Source organism: Bacillus sp. FSL K6-6038 (assembly GCF_038050455.1).
Lineage (GTDB): Bacteria > Bacillota > Bacilli > Bacillales > Bacillaceae_G > Bacillus_A > Bacillus_A pseudomycoides.
Genome location: NZ_JBBOUH010000001.1, coordinates 4,595,357 through 4,619,898 on the forward strand (window position 1 = coordinate 4,595,357; position 24,542 = coordinate 4,619,898).

A 24,542-nucleotide genomic window follows, 5' to 3' on the forward strand; every position below is an offset into this window, starting at 1 on the left:
CCCTTCCAATTCATTACCTATAGATTAGATATCAATTTTCTAAAATGATACGTATTCATGCTAGACGACTCTATTCGCTATTATCGAGAACCGTGGTTCCTCTTGCTTTATTTTATTTCAATGGATTAGGAATCGCACGAAATAACCAGATACATACTAAATAAATTTTCATAATTAGGAGGTTCATTCATGGAACTTTATCAAAAACTCACAACGGTATTTATCCTTCTATTTGTCGCTTCCATCAGTGCTGGGATGGCATTAAAGGATGCTGTTCCATATTCAGCAATTGGCGGCTGGGGATTTGCGACACTCTTTTTACTATGCAGTGCATTTTGTGCTGGAAAAGCGCGTCAAAAGAAAGGATGATGACCATTGTTTCGCAAAAAACCTACAATTTGCAGATCATGCGGAAAAGAGATTCAAACATATGAAAAAACATGGATTCATATGCCGTTCCCTCCAAGCGGGATGACGAATATGAAAAAATATATTGAGCTTGATGGAGAAGTATATTGTGGTTCGTGTGTTGGAGTATTCACAAAACAAAATAATGAAGTGAAATAGGAGGTATACCGAATTGTTCGAATCAAATCGAATTCGCTTACGAAAGTTTTCAGAAGACGATATTCCCATCTATCATCTTTGGCGGAACGATATAGAAGTTATGAATACCACTATCCTTAATCTTGATGTCCATTCCGTTCAAGAAACAGAAGCGTTTTGCAAACAAATCATCCACTCTCCCACTTCTAAAAGTTATATCATTGAACAAAGAGATAGTCATCTTCCCATTGGTCTCACTTCTTTAATTAACATCGATCCACACAATCGGAATGCGGAATGTATTATTGATATCGGTAAAAAGAATTGCTGGGGACAAGGATACGGGAAAGAAGCCTTAACAGTGTTATTAAATTATGCCTTTTTAGAATTGAACTTACATCGTGTATCCTTACGTGTATTTTCATTTAATGATAAAGCCATTTCTCTCTATAAAAAGCTCGGCTTTCAACATGAAGGTACCTGTAAAGAAGCCGTATTCCGAAATGGGAAATGGCATGATATTGAAATGTTTGCCTTGCTGCAGAACAACTACAAGTAATGTGAAATTTCCATCAGTGAAGAATGTAAAACAACTACTTTTTAAGGTGGTAAATAAATAAAAAAATAATCCTTACTATACTAATCATCTGTGTATACTGCTTTCCGTTCGTATATTTTTCCATGTATAAAGATTTCACTGATCGTTCTATGATTGGTTATTTCATTATGTTGCTTGTAACTTCACTACTTGCTTTTTGTTGTAAATGCTTGAATACTACAGCCACTTTTATAATAGGCAATATATTATCTGCAATAATCTCATATTATTTTATCCATGTAACAAGTGATGAATATTTTGGGGGATATTTTAAACCATTAACACCCATCCAATTATTGACAGTAGTTAACTTCCTAAATTTGATTCCACAATTATGTGCAATCAAATTAGCCAATATATATTTGAATAAAGTTCAAGATTAACTTTACCCAAATGTGTGTTAACATGCCTAAAAAAAAAGCTTCGCGCCTTCGCGCAAAGCTTTTTTCTTCTTATATTATAGACCAGCTTGCTCTTTTAAAGTTGCTGCTTTGTCTGTACGTTCCCATGAAAGCTCTACATCAGTACGTCCGAAGTGGCCGTAAGCTGCTGTTTGTTTGTAAATCGGGCGACGTAAGTCTAACATTTTGATGATACCAGCTGGGCGAAGATCGAAGTTGTTACGAACTAGTTCTACTAGTACTTCTTCAGATACTTTACCAGTGCCGAATGTATCAACTGAAATTGATACTGGTTGTGCCACGCCGATTGCGTATGCAAGTTGTACTTCTGCTTTTTCAGCAAGACCAGCTGCTACGATGTTTTTCGCAACATAACGAGCTGCGTATGCTGCAGAACGGTCAACTTTTGTTGCATCTTTACCAGAGAATGCACCGCCGCCGTGACGAGCGTATCCGCCGTAAGTATCAACGATAATTTTGCGTCCTGTTAAACCAGCATCCCCTTGTGGTCCACCGATTACGAAGCGGCCTGTTGGGTTAATGAAGAATTTCGTTTCCTCATCCATTAATTCTGCTGGTACTACAGCTTTGATTACGTGCTCTTTTAAGTCGCGATCGATTTGTTCCCATGTAGCTTCTGGATGATGCTGTGTAGAAATTACAATTGTATCGATGCGTACTGGTTTACCATTTCCATCATACTCAACTGTAACTTGCGTTTTACCGTCTGGACGTAAATATTCTAATGTTTCATCTTTACGAACTTCCGTTAAACGACGAGCTAATTTGTGAGCAAGCGAGATTGGAAGTGGCATTAATTCTTTTGTTTCATTACATGCGAAACCAAACATTAAACCTTGGTCCCCTGCACCAATTGCCTCAATCTCAGCGTCAGTCATTTGACCTTCACGTGCTTCTAACGCTTGGTCAACACCCATAGCGATGTCAGCAGATTGCTCATCGATAGATGTTAAAACTGCACAAGTTTCTGCATCGAATCCGTATTTTGCACGAGTGTAACCGATACCTTGAATTGTTTCACGAACGATTTTTGGAATATCTACATAAGTAGAAGTCGTAATTTCGCCCGCTACCAATACTAAACCAGTTGTTACTGTTGTTTCACAAGCTACACGTGCATTTGCGTCTTTTGCTAAGATCGCGTCTAAAATTGAATCAGAAATTTGGTCACAAATTTTATCTGGATGTCCTTCAGTTACAGACTCAGATGTGAACAGATGACGTTGTTTTGTCATGTGGTAAACCTCCCTACAGTAATCGTATATATTGTACGGAACTCATCCTTAATTTGCCACAAACTGCGACATTCATTTATTCTCCCACACAAGTATAAAGAAAAACCTTTCCTATATAGAGGAAAGGTTTGATTTGCTACTTGCATACTGCTTTTTGCCCTTCGCTCTTATCGTTCGAGACCGTTCGCCTCGCACAGGTTTTAGCACCTATTCACTTGTTTATTACCGTTACAAGTGAGGTTGCTGGGCTTCATCGGGCCTGTCCCTCCGCCAGCTCGGGATAAGAGAGTATCCGTCCCAACCTATACTAAAGAAATGATATTCATTTGTCAATTAATATTCACATATTCCTACAAGTTTTTCGCATTATTTGTTGGACGAAATATAAATAGGAAAATAATACATTCGCACAAACAAAAATAAATAAATAGTATACATTATTTATATGATTGTGTTATACTCTTGATGGGGATTACGAGAAATATTTCATTAAAATGAAAAGGATGGTATATAAATATGAGTACTGTGAATGTCCAAATTGGATTACACGAATTACTGAACGGAAGCAATGCACAGGTTCAATTAAGCGTTCCACAATTAGTGGAAAAAGTACTAATGAGAAATGAAGGAAAATTAACTTCTACTGGTGCCGTCTCTGCTTCTACAGGAAAATATACAGGACGTTCTCCTAAAGATAAATTTATTGTGAAAGAAGCGTCGGTTGCCGATAAGATTGCTTGGGGACCTGTAAATCAACCGATTTCTGAAGAACATTTTAATAAATTATATACAAAAGTATTAGAATACTTAAAGGAAAAAGAAGAATTATTCGTATTTAAAGGATTCGCTGGTGCTGATCGTAACTATCGTCTTCCATTACAAGTTGTTAACGAATATGCATGGCACAATTTATTTGTACATCAATTATTTATTCGTCCAACTGAAGAAGAATTAACAAATCATGAAGCTGAGTTCACAATTGTTTCTGCACCAAGCTTTAAAGCAGATCCAGAGATCGACGGTACAAACTCTGAAGCATTCATCATGGTTTCATTTGAAAAACGCATCGTATTAATCGGTGGTACGGAATACGCTGGAGAAATGAAAAAGTCAATCTTCTCTATTATGAACTTCTTACTTCCAGAACAAGATATTTTATCTATGCACTGCTCTGCAAACGTAGGTGAAGAAGGCGATGTCGCTTTATTCTTCGGTTTATCTGGAACAGGTAAAACAACATTATCTGCTGACCCACACCGTAAATTAATTGGTGATGATGAGCACGGTTGGTCTGATAACGGTGTATTCAATATTGAAGGCGGTTGCTACGCAAAATGTATTAACCTTTCTCATGAAAAAGAGCCACAAATTTTTGATGCCATTACATTCGGATCTGTACTTGAGAACGTTGTAATTGATGATCAAACACGCGTTGCAGATTACAATGATACTACATTAACAGAAAATACACGTGCTGCATACCCAATTGATGCGATTGATAATATCGTCGTACCAAGTGTTGCTGGACATCCAAATACAATTATTTTCTTAACTGCTGATGCATCTGGGGTATTACCTCCAATCAGTAAATTAAATAAAGAGCAAGCTATGTACCATTTCTTAAGCGGTTACACTAGCAAACTAGCTGGAACAGAGCGCGGCGTAACATCTCCGCAAGCGACATTCTCAACTTGCTTCGGTTCTCCATTCTTACCACTTGATGCATCTCGCTATGCTGAAATGCTTGGTGAGAAGATCGAGAAACATGATGCAAAAGTATTCCTAGTAAACACTGGCTGGACTGGTGGCGAATACGGCGTTGGAAAACGTATGAACTTAGGTTACACTCGTGCAATGGTGCAAGCCGCATTAAACGGCGAGCTTGATAACGCTGAAACAGTGAAACATGACATCTTCGGTCTTGAAGTACCACTTCATGTACCAGGTGTACCTGATGAAGTATTAATGCCTGAACAAACATGGGCTGATACATCTGCTTACAAAGCAAAAGCAATCGAACTTGCAGGTAAATTCAAAGAAAACTTCAAGAAGTTCGAGAACGTTTCTGAAAACATGATCAAATTAGGCGGTCCAATCGCTTAATTTAACCTTTACTGTTTGAATACCCCTTTACTCATATGAATAAGTATGTTGTAGCCTAAAAAGTGCGTGTACTCACCGACAAAACCCATGCGGCTTAATAGGTTACACATACTTACAATAAAAAAGAAGCTTACGATAAAAACGTAAGCTTCTTTCTATATATATTTTGATTTCCCAACATATAAATCGCGGCTTCGAAAACAAAAACAGATTCCCCACTCACTTTCTCCTTTTGTTTTCACGCGGCATGAGGCGAAAAAAGGCACTGACCGCTTCTATCCATGGACGGGGCCTCTCTTCTACCTAAAAGAAAAGGTTTTTGTATTTATTTCTTCGCATCCTTCATACTGTAATACCCTAAATTAATAACGATTAAAAAATAACCACCCATAATTCCAACAGCAAATGCCCACATGACCATATGGTGTTCAATCTCATACATAATAATCGCACCAAGTATCGCTGCTGCAAAGCGATTAATCATACCAAGTGTTGGTGCCTTACTCTTTTTTACAATACTATCTCCAAGCTTTTCAATACGTCTTCCTAAAATCCAAACACAATACATACTAACGAGTAAACCAATCCCCACACCTAAAAAGTGAGCAGAAAAAGGTGTCATCGCCCAGCCTAATAGCATCGCGCCCAGCAAATAATACATTTGGATTTTAAATGACCTTAGTGACATACTAATCATGCAATTCTCCTTTATCATTATCATCTTATTTACATATCATCAGACTTTATCCCGCCTTAACGGGCAGGAAGTCCCCCACTGATTAAAGTTTCACTTTATCTGTTACATTCAAAGAAAAACAACATAACCACTACACTTATGTTGTTAAAATATTTTTCAGAAATAATATTATACAAGATTTCTAACTTGGAAGTAGGATCATTTTGTGACGTTTTTGCAAACATTTTTTCATAGATTTATAAAAAAGTGATATCAATCTATAAGAATATGGATATGATGTATATATATCCGCTTTCATTTTCCAACATATAAAATCGCTGCCACGAAGCACCAAAAGTTACCTGCACTCTTTTCCTCTCTGTTCTAACTTGACATGGGGCAGGAAAGGACTCTGACCGCTACTACGCATAGCCGGATTCTCTCTCCCACCTAAAAAGAAAGGTTTTACGTCAGTTTTTCAATTTACATGCATGTAGTAAGTACACAAAAAAGGGGGCGTATAATGATTTATTTTTTAATGGCTCTCATTCACCTCATTATCCCTGCACTTATAGGACTCTCATTATATTGGTACACAAAAAAACATAGTATCTTCTATGCTGTCCTCAGTGTTCTTCTCTCCGGAGTTATTCTCATTGCACTGTTCCGCATACCTTTTCTCAACTTAATCCCACTTATTACTGCCATTTTGTTCCTCATATTTCTACCCAAAATAAAAAAATAGGAAAGCAGATCATGACTGATCTGTTTTCCTATTTTGATATATGTTCTGACGCGACAGGCTGCGTCCCAGGTTTTTCGGATTTCACAAACCATAAACCGAGAAAAATAACACACCCGCCAATTATTTGTTGTAATGAAATCTGTTCCTTCGCCCATACCGCTGCAAATACAACCGCAACAAGCGGTGTAATATACATATATACCATCGTATGAGAAGCTCCAATTTTTTGAACACCAATATACCACATAACTAAACCGAATACCGTTACAAAGAAAATAGAATATAATAGTGCAAACCATGTCATTCCTTGTTCAATTTGAAACGGCATCGAAAAAATATGCCAGCCGCTTAGTATAACAAGAGGAATCGCTCCAACAACTGCTGACCATGCAGTCACACGAAGCGCTGAATATTTTTTAATAAGTGGTCCTGCTAACACTGGATATAGCCCCCAGCACATTGATGTAATCAGTCCAATTCCATTTCCGTAAAAAGACCCAACAAGCGAATGTCCAGCTAATAACACAAGCGCTGCACCGCTGCACGCTATGGTAGAACCAACTAATTTTCGCGAAGAAAATTTCTCTTGCCTAAACAAAATGGCAAACATCGTTGTAAAAATAGGTGAAATAGAAATGAGTAAAGAAGCGTTCGTAGCGGATGTATATTTAATAGTTTCCATAAATAACGTTTGATACAATACGATACCGACAATACTCACAACAATGAGCCTTAGTATGTCCCTTCTCTCCATATACAATGACTTTTCAATATAAAATGTAAGTAGTAATAATAACGGTGCTGCTGCTATCATACGGAGCGCAGTAAACTCAACTGCTGAAAACTCCTCAAGTCCGTATTTCCCGATCGTATAATTTATCCCCCAAATGATAACAACATTTAAAAGTAATAATTCAATCCCCCATCTTCTCATGCGTAATCCCCTCCGCACAGATGATTATACAGAAAATTTAATTAAATGTACATTTTATGAACTGAAGAATTTCATAAGAAAAAGGAGCGTACAGTTTGCTCCTTTTTTCATAAGTTATATTCGAATATGGAGTTTCATATTCGGATTATAAAACTGATTCGGACTCTTCAATTGAAAATATCCACCTGATTCATGTAAATCAACAGTCAATTTATCATCCATAAAAACAAGCTTTGTGCGATCCGCAATAAACTGTAGTTTATTTGAATCAATATCTACATCACGTTCATCTTTCTCTGATACAGCCACCAAATCAATAATTCCACTCATCACACAGCCGCATCCTTCATTATCATAAAATAATTTTATAAACTTCGTTTCACTTGGAATCGTATCCATAATCTTTTTATATGCTGCATCTGTTACAGTAACGTACATATATTGTCCCTCCTACCTCAGTACATAATTCTTATATTGTACCATTCTTTTTATGAATTCTATCCATTTATTGTATACAGAAAATTAAGACTAATATAAAATGTATGTGATAAAGGAGGGTGAATTATGCCAGCTTTACAAGAAATACAACAAGCACTTGATCATTTATTTCAAATTAAAAAATATGGAAAAGACGGTGCCTTCAGCCGCTTTATTCCAGCTGTATACGATCCAATTGATTTTCCTTGGCAACATTTTTTTGAAACAGACTTTGTAAATACCTTTAACGGACTTATGATAAAAGGGGCTGCAACTGTAAATAGCGTCTTTTTAGCAGTCTTCCCAACAGATGATGTTCTTGAAAAGTTCATCTTACAATCGAAACCAGGTGATTTACTTTTTATGCATCATCCTCTTGTCATGGAATGCGGTGATCCTCTTGGAAAATGCGGACGAGGCTTTTTACCGATTCCAGCTCACTATTTACAAGGAATCAAAGATAAAGACCTTTCTATTTATACATGCCATGTTCCAATGGATCATCATCAAACATACGGAACAAGCATTGCGATTGCAAAAGCTCTAGAGGCCGATATAGTAGATGGTTTTGCTTATGATGGTAAAGATATACCATCATAAGCAAAATTCCTGAAACAACAACAAGAAAACTCGAAAACCAACTAAAAGAACTCTTTCACATTCCATATATAGACTTTGAAGGCAAACGACATGAATTTATCACAAAAATTGCAATTATCGCTGGATGCGGTGATAAAATAGATCTTCTTAAAGAAGCAGAAGAAAAGGGCGCTGAGGCGTATATTACAGGTGAAATTCATTGCCATATTGATAACGAATACGGCAAACATAAGTATTCATTAATTATGGACTATGTGAAAGAAACGAATATGTCACTTATCGGTGTGTCACACTCTGCTTCTGAATACTTAGTGAAGAAAACATTAATGCGTGATTGGTTTATAGAAAACTTTGATGTGGATGTTGTTTTACTTCCGCAAAAGAAATGGTGGTATTAAATGCGCATTCGAAAAATTTTTTTTATATTTCTCTTTCTTACCTGTTTTTTATTAGGTGCATGTAAAAATAACCCTGAAGACGAATTAAGAAAAACAGTGTGGGATCAATTATCTGAACATACGAAAGAAGAACTAAGTGATGGCTGGAAGCATGCTACAATTACAACTGAAACATTGCAAGCCGGAATATCTTCGGTCAAAGATTCCTCTTATATAGGAAAAGAGGTTTATCGTATTTCATTCCCATCTGATCGTTCTTACAAACTTGGAAATGTAGATGCATTTGTTGATATGAAAACAAAGAAAGTAATTGGATTTGGCCTACGAGATTAAAAAAGATTCGCTAATGCTGCGGATCTTTTAGTTATCAGGAATAGATAATAAATCTAATAAGGTATATGTAACGATCAGTTTAAATAAAAAGAGAGGATCTGCTTCCCTCTCTTTCCCATTCATCAGTGAATTGGCAACGTAATTTCAACTGTAGTCCCTACTCCAACTTCACTCTCAAACTGTATCTTGCCTTGATGTTCTTCAATAATCTTATATGTAACCATTAATCCTAAACCAGTTCCATCATCTTTCGTTGTATAAAAAGCTTCGCTCAGTTTAGGCATTTTGTCTTTCGGTATGCCACATCCCTCATCCTTGATTCGAATTATCATTGCATCTTTTAATGTAACCTCAATGATAATTATTCCACCATCTTGCATAGATTCAATCGCATTTTTTATTAAATTTAAAAACACTTGTTTTAAACGTTTTTCATTACATATTATACTTGGTAACTCACCTTTATAAATGGTATGTATTTTAATTCCTCGTTCCGAAGCAGGCTGTCCCATAATTCTTACCACGTATGAAAGAATGTCTTTTATATTATGATTCCCGCATTCCATTGGCTTAGAATTTCCAAGCTCCACCAGTTCGGTGGCAATTGTATCGATTCTTTCGATTTCTTGCTCCATAATATCACAATAGGCTTTATCCTCAGGATACTTTTCTTTTTGTCCTCTAACAAAACCGTTCAACAGCATCAATGGATTACGCATTTTAAAACCGATAACTGTTGCCACCCTTCCAATTACAGCCATCTTCTCCGATTGTTGCAATTCCTTATGTGTCATTTCAATTGTGTGTATATAAGATTGGAATCTCAATAAAATAATCCATCCTATAATGGAAAACAAGCTACAAAGAACAATAGGAATGAGAACAATAAAAGAATTCACAATGAATCCCATTAAAACATACTTTATTATTGTCCCTCCCGTTACCAACCAAAAATAGCGTTTATTTACAAATAATGGTGCGAAAAGAAAGAAAAACCCTTCCACTATATTCCCTGCATCAAACTCTAAATCTGTTCCATAGTAAATGATAAAATTATGAATGAAATCTAATATATTATATCCTATGAAAATAATATATTTCACAGCATATGGATTCTGTCGCTTCGCCACATATATTCCCACAAACACCAATATAACCATGAGAATATACAACCATATCCCTAAACCCATTTCTAGAATTGGACCCCCATCTCCTCCCCCTTCTAGCTTAGGCATAATATAATAATATGCAACATCATAAATAAAAAAAGTTGTAAAGAATAAACTTAAAAACAGCTTTAACGTTCGAATCTCTTCCCTTGTTAATTTATAAACACTGTCCATGTAGTAACTCCTCTATTCACAATACACATACTTCGCGAATCTTGCCTTCTATATAAACCCATTTTGATTTTTTTAACATAAATTAGGTTTTCTGTCGATTTTTCAATTTGTATTTATATAAAGTGAAACTTCCATCACCCGTCGAGCTTTTGCGGGATAACTCCTTTTTTATTTTTCACATATAAGCTGCTATGAAAAATAAAAGGTGACCTGCACTCGTTTTCTCTCTTTGTTTTCACTTGGCATGGGGCTGGAAAAGGATCTGACCGCTTCTATCCATGGCCGGATGCTCTCTCCCACCTAAAAAGAAAGGTTTTATGTCGGTTTTTCAATTTTCTTATATAGGTAAAATAATGTCTACTTTCGTTCCTACGTTTCTTTTACTCGTAATGTGTATTTTCCCATCATGTTCTTCAATAATCTTGCAAGCAACAGTAAGCCCTAAACCGATGCCATTTTTCTTTGTCGTATAAAAGGCTTCTGTTATACGCTGTAAATTCTCTTCCTGCACACCGCACCCATTATCTACAATACTTACTATTACACCATCTTCATTTCTTTTGTTTATATGTATTTGAAGTGTTCCGCCATGTCCCATCGCTTCAATTGCGTTCTTTATTATGTATAGAAATACTCCTTTTAATTTACGATGATCACAATCTATTTTTATTTGATCAGGTGCAACATCATAAATGAGATACAGCTGTTTCCTGTTGATTTCTGCACTCATTTCTTTCAACGCATTTGATACAATTTCTTCTACTAAATAACTACTGTAGGTAGAAGGTTTACAAGTTGCCATTACCATAAGCTCACTTATCATATTGTTTATATGCTCAATTTCATCAATCATATGTTCATACACTTTATCATCTACATATTTCTCTTTCTGCAATTGTGTAAATCCCCTTAACGATGAAAGTGGATTTTTAATTTCATGTCCAACAGATGCTGCCATTTTTCCAATAACTACGAGCTTTTCAGACTCTCGCTTTTCTATCATCACGTTGTTTACAGTAGAAAGGTACTGTAAAAATCGATTCAATAGGAGATACGTTACAAATAATAAAAGACTATACATAATCAATGGCATAAATGCCTTTTTTTCTCCTAGGACCAAAAGTACACTGTATTTCCCCATAATAACCAAAAATAACCAAAGTAAATATCGTTTACTCATAAAAATTGGTACAAATAAAATAAAAACAAATTCAACTGTATGCCCATCATCAAATGCTACTTTATTGTGAAGTGCATACCAATATAAGTTTAAAATTTCTGAACACATATAAGCTATTAAATATATATACTTAACACGATATGCCTGTTCCCTTTTCATCATATACATACTACATGCTATTAAGCAGGCTCCATACAAAAACGTTGGAACTTGAACCTCTAATCTTATTAGTGTTTCAGAATCTCCTAGCATAACAGAATAAACTGTTTCATATATAACCCATACAATATTCAATACCCATAAAAAGAGTCGAGCATTTTTCTTTTCTTCTTGAAATGAGATAAAGTTTTCTTTCACTTTAACACTTCCTCAAAAGCTATATACTTTCGCTATATTATTACTAACACTCATTATTATAATAAACGACAATAGTGTTTGACCAAAATAATATCAAATAATGTAGAAAAGTTTACCCCGACTTATCAATTTGATAAGTCACATAATTTTCAATAATATGTACTAAAAAACGCTATTATTTGTTATATACTGAACTTGTCAGGTTAACTGTAAAGAGAACTCCCCGTTCTTTGTGTTTGAGCCTACCCCGTTATTAAATATAAGTCAAAAAGAACTTGTAGCGTATCTACAAGTTCTTTTTTGATTTCAATCAATCTATTGCATCACACTTTGAAGTTATGTCAAAGTGTGATGCAAATCAAATTATTGATTCACCGCTTTTGCTACAAGCGCAGCATATGCTTCTGCACCTGTTCTCGTTAAATGTACGCCATCCGGCTCAAAATACGCCTTATTATCAGCACTTGCTGAATACCAATCGACTAACGTCACATTTTTGTACTCAGATGCTACTTCTTTTAATTTCTCATTCACTAATGATTCCCACGGACGTGGTACCCTCGTATTGATGAATATAATTTTACGTTCATTCCCAATCACTTTTATTAATGATACGAGTTGATCCTTTGTAAAGGCACCATTTGTACCTAATCCAATAATGACATGATTCCCTAAATTCCCCTCATTCTTTAGCTGTTCCACCACAGGAATTGCTTTAGACAGTTGACGACCAATTTTTGCATCTATCCTAATATTAGGAAATGAATTTTTCAAATACGGGGCGACGTCAATCATAATAGAATCACCTACAGCTGTAACTGTTTGAGGACCTTTAGGCTGCGCAGCAGCTTCTTGTTTTTCTTTATTTCGAGGTGGCTCATCAGCTGGTTTTTCCCTAACTGCCACTGGATGTTTCGGTTTTTCTTTTTGTTCCGTTTGTACTGCTTCCACCTTATCTTTTTGAGGATTATCCTTCGCTTTACTAGCTGTTGATAATCCAAAAACAGCGATCGTAGAAACGAATAGTGCGCATACTAAGGCTAGCTTACCACTTAATGCTAAGTTTTTTATTCCCCAATTCCTAGAGCGAATATTCTTCAATGCCCCTTGTCGGATTGGATTTTCAATAAACTTCCATGAAATTTGTGCAGCTACTATAATAAGTAAAAATTGAAGAATTGCTCTTGTAAGCGAAAACTCTCCAGCATTTACCTTCGGAGTCGTTAACGTGATAATCGGATAATGCCAAAGATATATCCCATACGATCGTACTCCCATCCAACGCAGTGGTCTAAACCTTAAAAATTGAGCAATTCGGCTAGCTGGGTGAGCAAGGTTCGCCACTAATAAAGCAGTAGCAATTGATAAAATGACCATTCCTCCGCGATATAGAAACGGATCATATTGATTTGTCTTCCAAAACATAACGAGGATAATAATAAGAGCAATTCCTCCAACTACGTCAAGAATGAGACGTGCTTGTGGAATAATTTTATTTGCAAGCCTACTGCTTGGCCAAATTAAGGCAAGTGCCGCTCCAATCAATAAGGAAAAGGCCCTTGTATCAGTACCGTAATAAATTCTGCTTGGATCAGCTCCTGGTTCATACAGAAATGCCATTGCCAATGCAGAAGCAGCTGCCCCTAAAACAATGAATAAAATGATGTGTGATTTCTTTTTTATGTAACGAAACGCGAGGCTAATAATAAATGGCCAAATTACATAGAACTGTTCTTCAACAGCTAACGACCAAAAATGATTCAGTGGAGAAAGTTGGCTAAAACTATCAAAGTACGATAATTTATGATAAATATACCACCAGTTACTGAAATATAATAAAGCTGCTAGCGAATCCCCACGCATCTTTCCTAGCAAAGAACTATGAAAAATTGTAATCCATGCTAAAACAATTACAAGCATGACAAGCATTCCAGGAAGTAATCTCCTTGCCCTACTGAGCCAGAATTTCTTCAAGTCAATCCTCTTATTTCTCTTCCATTCTATAGCTAGAATATCTGTAATTAAATAACCCGAAAGTACAAAAAATACAGTAACACCTAGGAATCCTCCAGGCATCCAATTAAAATTAATATGATATAAAATGACGCCTAGTATAGCTAGGCCCCTTAGACTGTCCAATCCAACCATATAGCGACTACTTTTCTTTAATGGTTCGGGCATCCGCCAGTCACCCCCGTATTTCTCTAAAATTACGTGAATATTTACAATATAAAACTCTATCAATATGTATTACCTCTAAAAAATATGAACCGAATCAAAATATTACAAAACCTATTAACAAACACACTCAATTTTTATGATTGCATGCACAGTAACTAAAATTTTACCATGTTATGTATTAACATGAAATAGTCTCATTTATGAACTTTCATGTAAAAAAGGAGGTTATCCTAAAAATTCTATTTTTAGGATAACCTCCTTTTTTATTAACCGATACTCTGAACTCTACCAACTTTCCCATCTTGTAATCGTACTTTAATACCGTATGTATGCGTCTCCGTGTTTGTTAAAATAACGAACTTATTTAAGATAACAGATACAAGGGTATAGATTTGTTGTGATTTATCGAATTTTCACTCAATTGCATCCGATTGTTTGTTTTTTAATAACTTCGCAAACAATAAACACGCTATCTTTTCTCATAACGGCTTGTTCTCTTTAATGAAAAAACAGAAAGTTCCGGCTTACTTAAAAACCGTACCGGCATTCTAGTAGTACCAATACCACGATTCACATACAACTGTAATGGCTTACTCTTTCCTTCCAATGAATAAAGTCCTTCTACATATTTATTTGCTAGTGAAGTAGTAATGATAGAACCTATGAATGGAAGCTGTACTTGTCCACCATGACTATGACCAGATAGTTGAAGGTCCACTGGATATTCAACTATCTGGTCAACAGCATCTGGTTCATGTACTAACAGGAGATTAAAATCCTCTGTTCGAAGGTGCTGAAGAGTAGGTTTAACTTTTGGTTTTCCAAGTAAAAAATCATCTAGACCAGAAATGGTAATGTAATCACCATTGGCAACTTTAATCCTCTTCATTTCATTATTCAAAACAGTAAAGCCAGCCTTCTCCATATACTGTTCGTATAAGTGTCCCCCGCCACCTCCTCGATCATGATTGCCAAACACAGCATATTTTCCAAGAGGAGCGCGAATTTGTTTCAAAATCGTTTGTGAGTACTCTCTTTCCACAACATATTCTCCAAATTTATCAATTAAATCACCTGTAAAAACCACAATGTCAGGCTTTAGCTTATTGATTTTATCCACTAATATTTGCTGCTGTTTATGAGGAAAATTTGGTCCGAAATGTGTATCTGAAAACTGTAAGATTTTCACACCATGAAAACCTTCTGGAATATTTGGATTTTCAATATCGTTCCATGTAACTGAAAATGATTTTGTTTCTAAATGAAAAGCATATACATAAATTGTTATTGGAAGAATGAATAGTATGAGGGAAATGATACATATTCTTCTAAACCGCAATAAGGAAGTACCTTCTTTGGCTTGTTCCAAAGAAGGTACTTCTTCGTTCAAATTCATTCTATTTGTTTTGACGTGTTCTAAATTCGCTTTCATGTGTCCACCTCTAAATTCATCTTCATAAAAAGATACGATTTAAATAATGTTGTATCATTTCTATGTTACAAACGTATGTCTTTTGAAAATTGAGGTGAACATGAGCAAACTAATTAAACCAAAATTAAGATTTGATGCAGCATGTGGTCCTTCTATTAAGGGGAAAAATGATAGGATATTTACTTCTACTATTAGAAGCAGTTTGGATGATTTTATAAGATTTTACCTTATGAGAGGAAGTAGCCAAATTTCCCATATGATGCATACAATTAATATAAATGTATAATCACCAAAATCTAATTTAGACCCCTCCTTTACATGCATATCCAACCAAATATGCATAAGTTTCATTCCCTTATATTTATAGACATTCTTCTTTGCAAATCGATAAACAAGAAGCTGTAATATCATAAATCCTGCTACAACTATAAGTAACAAAACGAGAAAGTCAATCACTCTATTTCTGCACTGATTTCTCTAATATACGATGTTCCAAAAGCCATTCTTCAAACTTAGCACTTCCAAATTCCCAGCTTAAGTCATTTGCAAGTACAGAAAAAACGCGATACCCGGAATAGTCATCCATAAATTCATCTTCCTGTACCTGTACTAGCGGAATCCCATAAAAAGCAAAGTTAAAAAATACATCCCACACATCTTCATGTTTTCTTTTATAAGCAATCGATTCCACATCAAATTCATCTCCAAAATAATCAAGATGTAAATGCATGCTATCATCATATTCATATTTCATTTTATCACCCCTTATATTTGTACTTCTTTATCATCCAAAAAATTCCTTCTACATCCACTCACATCTAGGCACTTACCTACATATTATGGCAGTAGATTCATTTCTAGGAGGTGTCACATTTTGAAAAAATTTATAGCTGTTTTTTGTATACTTGTACTTACTGTTTTTACGTTTGTGGCTTGTAGTAAAAAAAACGATACGAAGCAACAAGTGCAAAAGATTCGCATTGGTGAAGTTACACATTCCCTCTTCTACGCACCGTTATATGTTGGGATTGAAAAAGGATTCTTTAAAGAAGAAGGATTAGATATCGACCTACAAACGACAGCTGGTGGTGATAAAACAATGACTGCGCTGTTATCTGGTGGAATTGACATTGCACTTGTCGGCTCTGAAACATCCATTTATGTTCACCAGCAAGGAGCAAAAGACCCGGTTATTAACTTTGCTCAGCTCACGCAAACTGATGGTACATTTTTAGTTTCTCGCAAAAAATTAGACTCCTTTAATTGGAACGATGTGAAGGGCGTTACTTTCCTTGGTCAACGTAAAGGTGGTATGCCGCAAATGGTTGGGGAATACGTTTTGAAGAAAAATGGCATTGATCCACACAAAGATACAAATTTAATTCAAAATGTTGAGTTTGCTAATATCGCTAATGCCTTCGCGTCTGGTACAGGCGAATTTGTCCAGTTGTTTGAACCAACAGCGAGTATTTTTGAAAAAGAAGGAAAGGGCTATATCGTTGCTTCTTTTGGTACTGAATCTGGAACTGTTCCATACACAACATTTATGGCAAAAGAAAGCTTTTTAAAGAAAGACAAAGCAGCAGCGGAGAAATTCACACGTGCATTATATAAAGCACAACAATGGGTTGATACGCATAGTCCAGAAGAAATTGCCGAGGCTGTTACACCACTTTTTAAAGATACTTCAAAAGATATTACGGTAAAAGTAATCGAGCGCTACAAAAAGCAACATTCGTATGCGACGAATCCATTATTAGACGTGGAAGAATGGAAACAACTACAAAAAATTATGAAAGAAGCTGGAGAATTACAAAAAGAAGTTCCACATGAGGCGCTCGTCGATACAAAAATTGCCGAAAGCGTTATTAAGAAATAGAGGCGAATACAATGAGTTTCTTACAAATATCTAATGTTTCCCACTGCTTTTTTGCAAAAGAAAATGCCCGGCTCGTCCTCGAAGATATTAACTTACACGTAGAAGAAGGGGAATTTATTTCCTTTCTTGGCCCAAGCGGCTGTGGAAAAACAACGCTTCTTTCTATTATTGCAGGACTATTAAAACCAATTGAAGGTATTGTCTTTGTAGAAGATGAGCCAGTGACAAAATCAACTTCTTCAATGGGATATATGCTCCAACAAGATTACTTGTTTCCCTGGAAAACAATTGAAGAAAATATAATGCTTGGGCTGCACATTACAAAAACATATGGAGAGGAAACGAAAGAACATACCTTACAACTTTTAAAGCAAGTCGGCTTGCAAGGCGTAGAAAAGCAATCCCCTCGGGAACTATCCGGTGGTATGCGCCAACGGGCAGCACTCGTTCGTACACTTGCAACAAATCCAAAAATCCTGTTGCTTGATGAACCATTTTCAGCTCTTGATTATCAAACGAAATTAAAATTAGAGGAGCTCGTATTTTCTTTATTACACAAATATAAGAAAACATCTCTTCTCGTCACGCATGACATTGAAGAAGCAATCGCAATGAGTGATCGTATTTACTTGCTTCAAGCAAACCCTGGGAAAATCGCAAAAATATTTTCAGTACCAAAAAACATTCGCTCCCTACCACCGTTACAAGCAAGGTACCACCCTGATTTTCCAGCCCTCTTTCAAGACATATGGAAGGAGCTGGAGCGCCTTGGATAATATAAAACAATTACACAAACAGTTTCGAAAAAAAGAGCGTCAGCGTACTTGGACAGCTGCCTCTTTACAATTTTCACTTCTCATTCTCTTCTTTACATTATGGGAAATCTCCAGTAAACAGGAGTGGATCGATCCTTTACTCTTTAGCTCACCTTCAAGTATTTGGGAGTTATTTGTAAGTAAATGGGGAGACGGATCACTTTGGATTCACATATGGACGACACTGCTTGAGACAGGTATTGGTTTTATTCTCGGTACAGTTCTCGGAACAATTATCGCAACCGTTCTTTGGTGGATACCGCTTATAGCTCGCGTATTAGACCCATACCTTGTTGTGTTAAATGCAATGCCAAAAGTAGCACTTGGCCCGATTATTATCGTTATTTTCGGCCCAAACATCTCCTCTTCGATCGCAATGGGAGTTATTATTTCCATCATTATCACCATTCTTGTTATTTACAGTGCATTTCAAGAAGTTGATTCTAATTATATAAAAGTAATGGATACATTCGGCGCAAATAAATGGCAATGCTATAAACAAGTTATTTTACCGTCTTCCTTTCCAGCTATCATTTCAACTTTAAAAGTAAACGTTGGATTATCATGGGTTGGTGTTATTTTCGGTGAACTTCTTGTTTCCAAACAAGGACTCGGTTATTTAATTAGCTACGGATTCCAAGTATTTAACTTTACGCTTGTACTGCTGAGTGTATTACTGACATGTGCACTTGCTACTCTTATGTATGTGTTTGTTGAAGGATTCGAGAAACTATTAATAGGTAAGAAAAAAAGAAGCTGACTCAAAACAAAATACTTGGGTCAGCTCTTTCTTTTTTATACCATTATTTTTAAGAAATCATAGCTTTTTTATTTCTGATCACATACTTTTGTATCGTTCATTACAGTGTTTCCTTGAATCATGACCGTATGAAAACAATCCTTCACACGCACTGTTACGATATTATCTTTCCGATCCACAATATGATACTCATCAAAATGTTGATTTAATGCATTACGGATTTGTTCTCCTTCGAAAATCGGAACACCATGAGACATTACCCAGATGAGACCAGCAATAGCAAGAATGGTTTTCATACGCTCTACCTTCTTGAGAATGAATTCATTGCATCTTCAACATGCGCGTTATAATTGTTTTAATTTTGTGACAATATCTCTTTTATACCTATTCTATTTGGAAATTCTGGTCCCTTCTTCCACGTCAAAAAGTTTTATGCCATGCATTTTTTTAGAAATATGCGATAATTATTTCTAGGAAGTTTTTTCATTTTAAGGGGGATTATTATGATTCGTGCTGTGCTATTTGATTTAGATGGAACATTGTTAGATCGGCATCAATCTTTAGAACATTTTATTCATGAACAATATGATCGTTATGCTCATCATTTTACCAGCATTATTAAATCAGAATACTGTTCTCGTTTCATTCAGCTAGACAATAACGGCTATACTTGGAAAGATGAAGTATACGCTACCCTGCTTAAAGAATATGCAATTACAAGTGTGACAGCCGAACAACTCTTGCATGATTACGTAACAGAATTCGCAAACCACTGCATTCCTTTTCCAAATATGCATGAATTACTTCAGCAATTACAAAACAAGAATATTAAAGTGGGGATTATTACAAACGGCATAACCGAATTTCAAATGAACAATATTTGCGCTTTGAACTTACATACTTATACAAATACCATTCTCATTTCGGAAGCAGAAGGTATTAAGAAGCCACATCCAGCTATCTTTGAGCGTGCCCTCAAACAATTAAACGTCCAATCAGAAGAATGTATCTATGTTGGAGATCATCCGGAAAACGATGTAACCGGTGCTGAAAACGCCGGGATTCCTGCAGTTTGGAAGAAAGATTCATTTTGGGGAGAGTTTGAACATTCTCGTGTAGTTGAAAATTTACTTGAGGTACTTTCATTCGTAAAACTTGGATAAATAAGTCGTCACCCTTAAAGAATTCACTTTTCACGTTAGTATAAAGCTAAAGTTGTAATTCATCAGATACAAAAACGCCATCCTTTCCTATAATTCTAGAGAAAGAATGGCGTTTTTTCATTTTAAGAGTGTATTTCTTTTTCCTAGCTTACTAGCAATGTTACGCTACCTCTAATTAGAAAAATATTTTAGAACTCCTTCAAACACAGATTGTGCCAGTACATTTTGATATTTGTCAGAAGTCAATTTTACTCTTTCATTAGGATTTGATAAAAATCCTGTTTCTACTAATATAGGTGGTGCACTATTATCTGCCTTTAACACACGAAGTTCTGGTCGATCTTTTACAAATCTATTTTTAGCACCTGTATTTTTAATTAAAGCATTCTGTACAGCATTTGCTAAAGTAAGTGCTTGTTTACTTTTTGGGTGTTCAGAATTATATAACGTTTCAATTCCTTCTGCTGCAGTCGCATCAGCTGAATTTACATGCACACTAACAAAAATATCTGCTTTGTTTTCATTTGAAATACGAACACGATCTCCTAATGGAATAAAGATATCTGTTGCTCGTGTCATCACAACATTTGAACCACTCTGAGCTAATAAACTCTTTAACTTCAAACCTACTTGCAGGGCAATCGTTTTTTCATATATATTTTCATATAATGTCCCCGAATCATATCCACCATGTCCTGGATCAACTATAATTGTTTTACCAAATATGATTGGATTGTCAATCCAAACACCATTTGTATCAAAATAGTATACTTTACCATTCTCATCTAACCAGCCTATTTTCATTGCCCCATTGCCTTGCAGGTAGTACCAAGTTGTTCCTTCCTGTAGCCAACCTGTTTGCATTGCTCCGTTGCTTTGCAGATAGTACCAAGTTGTTCCTTCCTGCAACCAGCCTGTTTGCATTGCTCCACTATTTTGCAGGTAATACCAGGTTGTTCCTTCCTGCAACCAGCCCATTTGCATTGCTCCGCTTCCGTTGAAGTAGTACCATGCTCCATTAATTGACTGCCAATCTGTTTGCATTGCTCCGCTTCCGTTGAAGTAGTACCATGCTCCATTAATTGACTGCCAATTTGTTTGCATTGCTCCACTTCCGTTGAAGTAGTACCATGCTCCATTAATTGACTGCCAATTTGTTTGCATTGCTCCACTTCCGTTGAAGTAGTACCATGCTCCATTAATTGACTGCCAGCCTGTTTGCATTGCTCCACTTCCGTTGAAGTAGTACCATGCTCCATTAATTGACTGCCAACCTGTTTTCGCTGCTCCGCTGCTTTCTAAATAATATTTTTTATCCCCAAGCTGCAGCCAACCTGTTTTCATTACTCCATCGCTTTCGAAGTAATATTTTTTATCCCCAAGCTGCAACCAGCCCGTTTTCATTGCTCCATTGCTTTCTAAATAATATTTTTTATCTCCAAGCTGTAGCCAGCCTATTTTCATTGCTCCATTGCTTTCTAAATAATACCAAGTTGTTCCTTCCTGCAACCAGCCCGTTTTCATTGCTCCACTACTTTGCAGGTAATACCAGGTTGTCCCTTCCTGTAACCAGCCCGTTTTCATTGCTCCATTGCTTTGCAAGTAATACCAGGTCGTCCCTTCTTTCAACCAGCCTGTTTTCATTGCCCCATCTTGTTGCAAATAGTACCAAGTAGTCCCTTCTTGCAGCCAACCCGTTTTCTGTTTTCCATCTAGCTGAATATAATACCACTTATTATCTCTATTCACCCAACCTACTTGTGTTTTAGGTGCTGCCTGTACTGTTTTAACAGTAGTTTGATTCGTTTCTATTTCACTAGTACCTAGTGGTTGCTCACTTTTTACACCTGCTGTTCCAGGCTGCTTTGTTATATCTTGCTGTATTGCCTTTTGTTCTTGCTGTTTTTGCTCAGGTAATAACTGATCTTGCTGTTTAGATTGTTCTTGTTGCTCAGTACTAATTTCTTGTTCTTGCTTCTTTTGCTCGGGTAGTAATTGATTGCCCTGTTTAGATTGTTCTTGTTGCTCAGTACTAATTTCTTGTTCTTGCTTCTTTTGCTCGGGTAGTAATTGATTACCCTGTTTAGATTGTTTTTGTTGCTCAGTACTAATTTTTTGTTCCAAAGGTAGCTGTTCATTCTCTGTTTCAGCCAAAGTTTGCATTGGGCTAATCACATAGCCTAATGTTAAAACAGCTACTACAGTTTTCTTCAACATGTGTAGTTCACCTTTCCTTATCCACTTGATTTAAAAATATAAAAATCTAATTCTAGCAAGATAATTAAAAACTCAACATTTGATTTCTATAAACATATTAAATCAAAAAAAAGCAGCCCCCAAACGTTTCAAGGCCCTATGTAGCGCGATATGACTACATAGGGCCTTTTAGTTTGGAGATTGCCATAAGTCAAGTTCTCAAAATCCACTAGGATTAGGTGTTACTATACACTAGTTTTCATAATTCAATTTAATTCTAATGTTATAATATCAACATTCTAAATGCAATTAAAAAGATAAATTTTCCTTTTTAAGTTTTTGTTAACTGAATAATATTAAGACAATATATTATTCAGTTAATCCAGTGAGTTTTTGATTGCATGTAATAGTATTAGTTATAACTCTGTGTGTTTTTATTGCATATATGTACGGTGTATACTCATACGCACAAACCTTCTTTTTATGTTAATGTTCCTTAAATCATTTTTTTATTATAGGATTCGAACGAGTGAAGCATTTTACAGGGGAGCCAGAAAAAAATTAATTTATTTTTATGAAATAGCTATTTTGTCTTCCTCTTATATAAATTTACTCTATGATACATATCGTGAGTTCGTTTCTATCTTTTTTAACACTCCATATAAGTTTTTCCATGAATATATATCGGTAGCACTACATTACAAGCACTCTGCCGGAATATATACCGAAGGAACAAATATAATTTTAATAACAAAAAGAACCCGGCCCCTTTACTTCGTAAAACAGCCGAGTTCTTCTATATGTTTCATCGTACGCGCTAATACATCGTCACGCATAATAAAGCTAAATTTCCTATCAGTTTTAATGTTATCCGGGATTTCTTTTAATAGAACAGACCCTTTTGTCTCTTCATAGTGCGTATGTTCTTCTACTGCACTAATTGTTGCGAAATAAATGTTTTTAATGATTATTTTGTCTTTTCCAGATACTTTGTATTGTCCTAAGTAAGTTAAATCAGAAACAATACCACCGGTTTCTTCATGAACCTCTCGAACTGCCGCTTCTTCCGGTGTTTCCCCCAGCTCTACCTTGCCACCTGGAAATTCAAGACCGCGGCGCAAATGATGCGTTAATAACCATTGATCCCCGTACCGGCATACAACCCAAACATGCTTTGGCTCAGGAGAAAATGGGTAACGTTCAAACGATAATTGTACAGTGTTGTGGTAATAATCTTTAAATTTGTACATGCCATTACTCCCCTATAGATGGTTACAAGTTTTTCCTACCACAAATTGTAGCACAATTCTCATTCATATGCATAATGTTATCCAACTACAATCCATTGATTATTCCCATTTGCGCGACTAATTCTTTCGTTTCATGATTCCCTAAATCATAAATCATCTTATAGGCTTTCTGCAGTTGTTCATCATACCGGTCATTATTCGAATCATGATGATACTCAACATACGGAACGTGCGAACGTACAAAAGAGCCAAGATCTTCACGATACGCTTGATCGAAGTATTCCCGAAGCTGGGTAATTTCCTCATCATTCGCCTGGATTTCAAAGCTATATGTATCTGCCGTTTTCACCTGCGAAATCTGACCATTTCCTACTGATATATAGTAAGTTTTCTTATTATCCATATAACACCCTTCTTTCACCCTTTTACTTTCTATTGTTTTCAACAATTACAAAATTATGTAAAACGAAGTTTCATTTAATGGTAAAATTAAGAAAAGGAGGGGAACTGGATGTTAAAAATACTAATCATCGGCGTCATTATTGTGATTCTCGTGTTGGTTCTCTCTGTGCTGACAATTAATAAAGGTTATTCATATAAACATTCGGTTGATAAACCAGAGGATAATCCTTATCTAACAAATAAAAAGGAGAATCAATAATATGCTTCGTATACTCCGCCTCTTAACTGCTTTCATTGTCATTATCGTATCCTTATACAGTCTATTTACACAGAATGATTCATTTCTTACTCTTTCACAATTTTTCTTAGGAGCCTTAATGTTTATAATCGCGATTGAACAAATACAAAAGAAAGACCCAAGCACAGGTTTGACCTGTATGGTAGCAGGAATTTTCGTGTGGGCTGTTCTCGCAGTAAAGTATATTATGTAACGACTATTTTCTTACGGAGGGATTAA

General features: G+C 35.9%; 27 protein-coding genes, 2 pseudogenes and 1 riboswitch. Of the genes and pseudogenes, 14 read left to right on the forward strand and 15 right to left on the reverse strand.

Annotated elements, in window-relative coordinates; genetic code table 11:
• Positions 1 to 189: 189 nt before the first annotated feature.
• The 3 genes from NSQ40_RS24165 to NSQ40_RS24175 are packed head-to-tail and all read left to right on the forward strand — an operon-like array spanning position 190 to position 1,105.
• On the forward strand, positions 190 to 369 hold the full coding sequence (locus NSQ40_RS24165) for a hypothetical protein (protein WP_003208786.1): 180 nt from the start codon (positions 190 to 192) through the stop codon (positions 367 to 369).
• A gap of 6 nt (positions 370 to 375) precedes the next feature.
• Positions 376 to 567, forward strand: coding sequence for a hypothetical protein (locus NSQ40_RS24170; RefSeq protein WP_003208788.1), 192 nt, complete (start codon positions 376 to 378; stop codon positions 565 to 567).
• Between the two features lie 13 nt (positions 568 to 580).
• On the forward strand, positions 581 to 1,105 hold the full coding sequence (locus NSQ40_RS24175) for a GNAT family N-acetyltransferase (RefSeq protein ID WP_097786666.1): 525 nt from the start codon (positions 581 to 583) through the stop codon (positions 1,103 to 1,105).
• Between the two features lie 496 nt (positions 1,106 to 1,601).
• Here NSQ40_RS24175 and metK read toward each other — a convergent pair whose 3' ends face one another.
• Entirely contained in the window at positions 1,602 to 2,801 is a 1,200-nt protein-coding gene (gene metK / locus NSQ40_RS24180; protein WP_003208790.1) for a methionine adenosyltransferase, read from the reverse strand.
• Between the two features lie 164 nt (positions 2,802 to 2,965).
• Positions 2,966 to 3,088, reverse strand: a riboswitch (SAM riboswitch).
• Positions 3,089 to 3,317: 229 nt separating this feature from the next.
• On the opposite strand from metK, the gene pckA reads away from it, so the two are divergent.
• Positions 3,318 to 4,904, forward strand: coding sequence for a phosphoenolpyruvate carboxykinase (ATP) (gene pckA / locus NSQ40_RS24185; protein WP_003208793.1), 1,587 nt, complete (start codon positions 3,318 to 3,320; stop codon positions 4,902 to 4,904).
• 325 nt (positions 4,905 to 5,229) lie between these two features.
• Here pckA and NSQ40_RS24190 read toward each other — a convergent pair whose 3' ends face one another.
• A complete protein-coding gene (locus NSQ40_RS24190) occupies positions 5,230 to 5,601 on the reverse strand; it encodes an ATP synthase subunit I (protein ID WP_017153754.1) in 372 nt (123 codons plus the stop codon).
• Between the two features lie 502 nt (positions 5,602 to 6,103).
• On the opposite strand from NSQ40_RS24190, the gene NSQ40_RS24195 reads away from it, so the two are divergent.
• A complete protein-coding gene (locus tag NSQ40_RS24195; RefSeq protein ID WP_033796487.1) occupies positions 6,104 to 6,325 on the forward strand; it encodes a hypothetical protein in 222 nt (73 codons plus the stop codon).
• A 28-nt stretch (positions 6,326 to 6,353) separates the two neighbouring features.
• Here NSQ40_RS24195 and NSQ40_RS24200 read toward each other — a convergent pair whose 3' ends face one another.
• The gene (locus NSQ40_RS24200; protein ID WP_003208795.1) at positions 6,354 to 7,259 is read right to left on the reverse strand and encodes a DMT family transporter; all 906 of its coding nucleotides are present in this window, start codon (positions 7,257 to 7,259) and stop codon (positions 6,354 to 6,356) included.
• A gap of 114 nt (positions 7,260 to 7,373) precedes the next feature.
• Positions 7,374 to 7,697 (reverse strand): iron-sulfur cluster biosynthesis family protein, encoded by a 324-nt coding sequence (locus tag NSQ40_RS24205; protein ID WP_003208797.1) that lies wholly within the window; start codon positions 7,695 to 7,697, stop codon positions 7,374 to 7,376.
• A 126-nt stretch (positions 7,698 to 7,823) separates the two neighbouring features.
• On the opposite strand from NSQ40_RS24205, the pseudogene NSQ40_RS24210 reads away from it, so the two are divergent.
• Positions 7,824 to 8,734 (forward strand): annotated as a pseudogene (locus NSQ40_RS24210) (Nif3-like dinuclear metal center hexameric protein).
• A complete protein-coding gene (locus NSQ40_RS24215) occupies positions 8,735 to 9,067 on the forward strand; it encodes a hypothetical protein (RefSeq protein WP_006096286.1) in 333 nt (110 codons plus the stop codon).
• 122 nt (positions 9,068 to 9,189) lie between these two features.
• On the opposite strand, the gene NSQ40_RS24220 is transcribed toward NSQ40_RS24215, so the two are convergent.
• The 5 genes and pseudogenes from NSQ40_RS24220 to NSQ40_RS24240 form a co-directional block, all read right to left on the reverse strand.
• On the reverse strand, positions 9,190 to 10,410 hold the full coding sequence (locus NSQ40_RS24220; protein ID WP_003201289.1) for an ATP-binding protein: 1,221 nt from the start codon (positions 10,408 to 10,410) through the stop codon (positions 9,190 to 9,192).
• A gap of 337 nt (positions 10,411 to 10,747) precedes the next feature.
• Positions 10,748 to 11,947 (reverse strand): ATP-binding protein, encoded by a 1,200-nt coding sequence (locus NSQ40_RS24225; protein ID WP_003208804.1) that lies wholly within the window; start codon positions 11,945 to 11,947, stop codon positions 10,748 to 10,750.
• Positions 11,948 to 12,310: 363 nt separating this feature from the next.
• Entirely contained in the window at positions 12,311 to 14,128 is a 1,818-nt protein-coding gene (locus tag NSQ40_RS24230) for an acyltransferase family protein (protein WP_003201285.1), read from the reverse strand.
• 266 nt (positions 14,129 to 14,394) lie between these two features.
• Positions 14,395 to 14,481 (reverse strand): annotated as a pseudogene (locus tag NSQ40_RS24235) (DUF2196 domain-containing protein); the annotation flags it as partial.
• A gap of 116 nt (positions 14,482 to 14,597) precedes the next feature.
• A complete protein-coding gene (locus NSQ40_RS24240; protein WP_003208806.1) occupies positions 14,598 to 15,560 on the reverse strand; it encodes a metallophosphoesterase in 963 nt (320 codons plus the stop codon).
• 100 nt (positions 15,561 to 15,660) lie between these two features.
• On the opposite strand from NSQ40_RS24240, the gene NSQ40_RS24245 reads away from it, so the two are divergent.
• A complete protein-coding gene (locus NSQ40_RS24245) occupies positions 15,661 to 15,846 on the forward strand; it encodes a hypothetical protein (RefSeq protein ID WP_157837853.1) in 186 nt (61 codons plus the stop codon).
• Here the strand turns inward: NSQ40_RS24245 and NSQ40_RS24250 are convergent.
• Both NSQ40_RS24250 and NSQ40_RS24255 read right to left on the reverse strand, forming a co-directional pair.
• A complete protein-coding gene (locus NSQ40_RS24250; protein ID WP_003201281.1) occupies positions 15,783 to 16,016 on the reverse strand; it encodes a hypothetical protein in 234 nt (77 codons plus the stop codon). The genes NSQ40_RS24245 and NSQ40_RS24250 overlap by 64 nt on opposite strands.
• Before the next feature lies 1 nt (position 16,017).
• On the reverse strand, positions 16,018 to 16,314 hold the full coding sequence (locus tag NSQ40_RS24255) for a DUF3986 family protein (protein WP_003201279.1): 297 nt from the start codon (positions 16,312 to 16,314) through the stop codon (positions 16,018 to 16,020).
• Between the two features lie 120 nt (positions 16,315 to 16,434).
• Here NSQ40_RS24255 and NSQ40_RS24260 point away from each other — a divergent pair, with 120 nt between their 5' ends.
• The 3 genes from NSQ40_RS24260 to NSQ40_RS24270 are packed head-to-tail and all read left to right on the forward strand — an operon-like array spanning position 16,435 to position 19,014.
• A complete protein-coding gene (locus NSQ40_RS24260; RefSeq protein WP_033796488.1) occupies positions 16,435 to 17,439 on the forward strand; it encodes an ABC transporter substrate-binding protein in 1,005 nt (334 codons plus the stop codon).
• An 11-nt stretch (positions 17,440 to 17,450) separates the two neighbouring features.
• On the forward strand, positions 17,451 to 18,215 hold the full coding sequence (locus NSQ40_RS24265) for an ABC transporter ATP-binding protein (RefSeq protein ID WP_003201276.1): 765 nt from the start codon (positions 17,451 to 17,453) through the stop codon (positions 18,213 to 18,215).
• Positions 18,208 to 19,014, forward strand: a complete 807-nt coding sequence (locus NSQ40_RS24270) for an ABC transporter permease (RefSeq protein ID WP_033796489.1) — start codon at positions 18,208 to 18,210, stop codon at positions 19,012 to 19,014. The genes NSQ40_RS24265 and NSQ40_RS24270 overlap by 8 nt, the downstream gene beginning before the upstream one ends.
• Positions 19,015 to 19,082: 68 nt before the next feature.
• On the opposite strand, the gene NSQ40_RS24275 is transcribed toward NSQ40_RS24270, so the two are convergent.
• The gene (locus NSQ40_RS24275) at positions 19,083 to 19,310 is read right to left on the reverse strand and encodes a hypothetical protein (protein ID WP_003201273.1); all 228 of its coding nucleotides are present in this window, start codon (positions 19,308 to 19,310) and stop codon (positions 19,083 to 19,085) included.
• Positions 19,311 to 19,517: 207 nt separating this feature from the next.
• Here NSQ40_RS24275 and NSQ40_RS24280 point away from each other — a divergent pair, with 207 nt between their 5' ends.
• Positions 19,518 to 20,177 (forward strand): HAD family hydrolase, encoded by a 660-nt coding sequence (locus NSQ40_RS24280; protein WP_003208807.1) that lies wholly within the window; start codon positions 19,518 to 19,520, stop codon positions 20,175 to 20,177.
• Positions 20,178 to 20,348: 171 nt separating this feature from the next.
• On the opposite strand, the gene NSQ40_RS24285 is transcribed toward NSQ40_RS24280, so the two are convergent.
• The 3 genes from NSQ40_RS24285 to NSQ40_RS24295 form a co-directional block, all read right to left on the reverse strand.
• Complete coding sequence (locus NSQ40_RS24285; RefSeq protein WP_309439986.1) at positions 20,349 to 22,394, reverse strand: N-acetylmuramoyl-L-alanine amidase; 2,046 nt, start codon at positions 22,392 to 22,394, stop codon at positions 20,349 to 20,351.
• 749 nt (positions 22,395 to 23,143) lie between these two features.
• Positions 23,144 to 23,623 carry an antimutator 8-oxo-(dGTP/GTP)ase gene (mutTA, locus tag NSQ40_RS24290; protein WP_003202680.1) on the reverse strand — a complete coding sequence of 160 codons (480 nt, stop codon included), beginning with the start codon at positions 23,621 to 23,623 and terminating at the stop codon, positions 23,144 to 23,146.
• Between the two features lie 85 nt (positions 23,624 to 23,708).
• A complete protein-coding gene (locus tag NSQ40_RS24295) occupies positions 23,709 to 24,026 on the reverse strand; it encodes a hypothetical protein (RefSeq protein WP_018764600.1) in 318 nt (105 codons plus the stop codon).
• A 108-nt stretch (positions 24,027 to 24,134) separates the two neighbouring features.
• Between NSQ40_RS24295 and ytzI the strand changes: the two genes are divergently transcribed.
• A complete protein-coding gene (gene ytzI / locus NSQ40_RS24300) occupies positions 24,135 to 24,284 on the forward strand; it encodes a YtzI protein (RefSeq protein ID WP_018782064.1) in 150 nt (49 codons plus the stop codon).
• A gap of 1 nt (position 24,285) precedes the next feature.
• Positions 24,286 to 24,516 carry a DUF3953 domain-containing protein gene (locus tag NSQ40_RS24305; protein WP_033796510.1) on the forward strand — a complete coding sequence of 77 codons (231 nt, stop codon included), beginning with the start codon at positions 24,286 to 24,288 and terminating at the stop codon, positions 24,514 to 24,516.
• Positions 24,517 to 24,542: the final 26 nt, after the last annotated feature.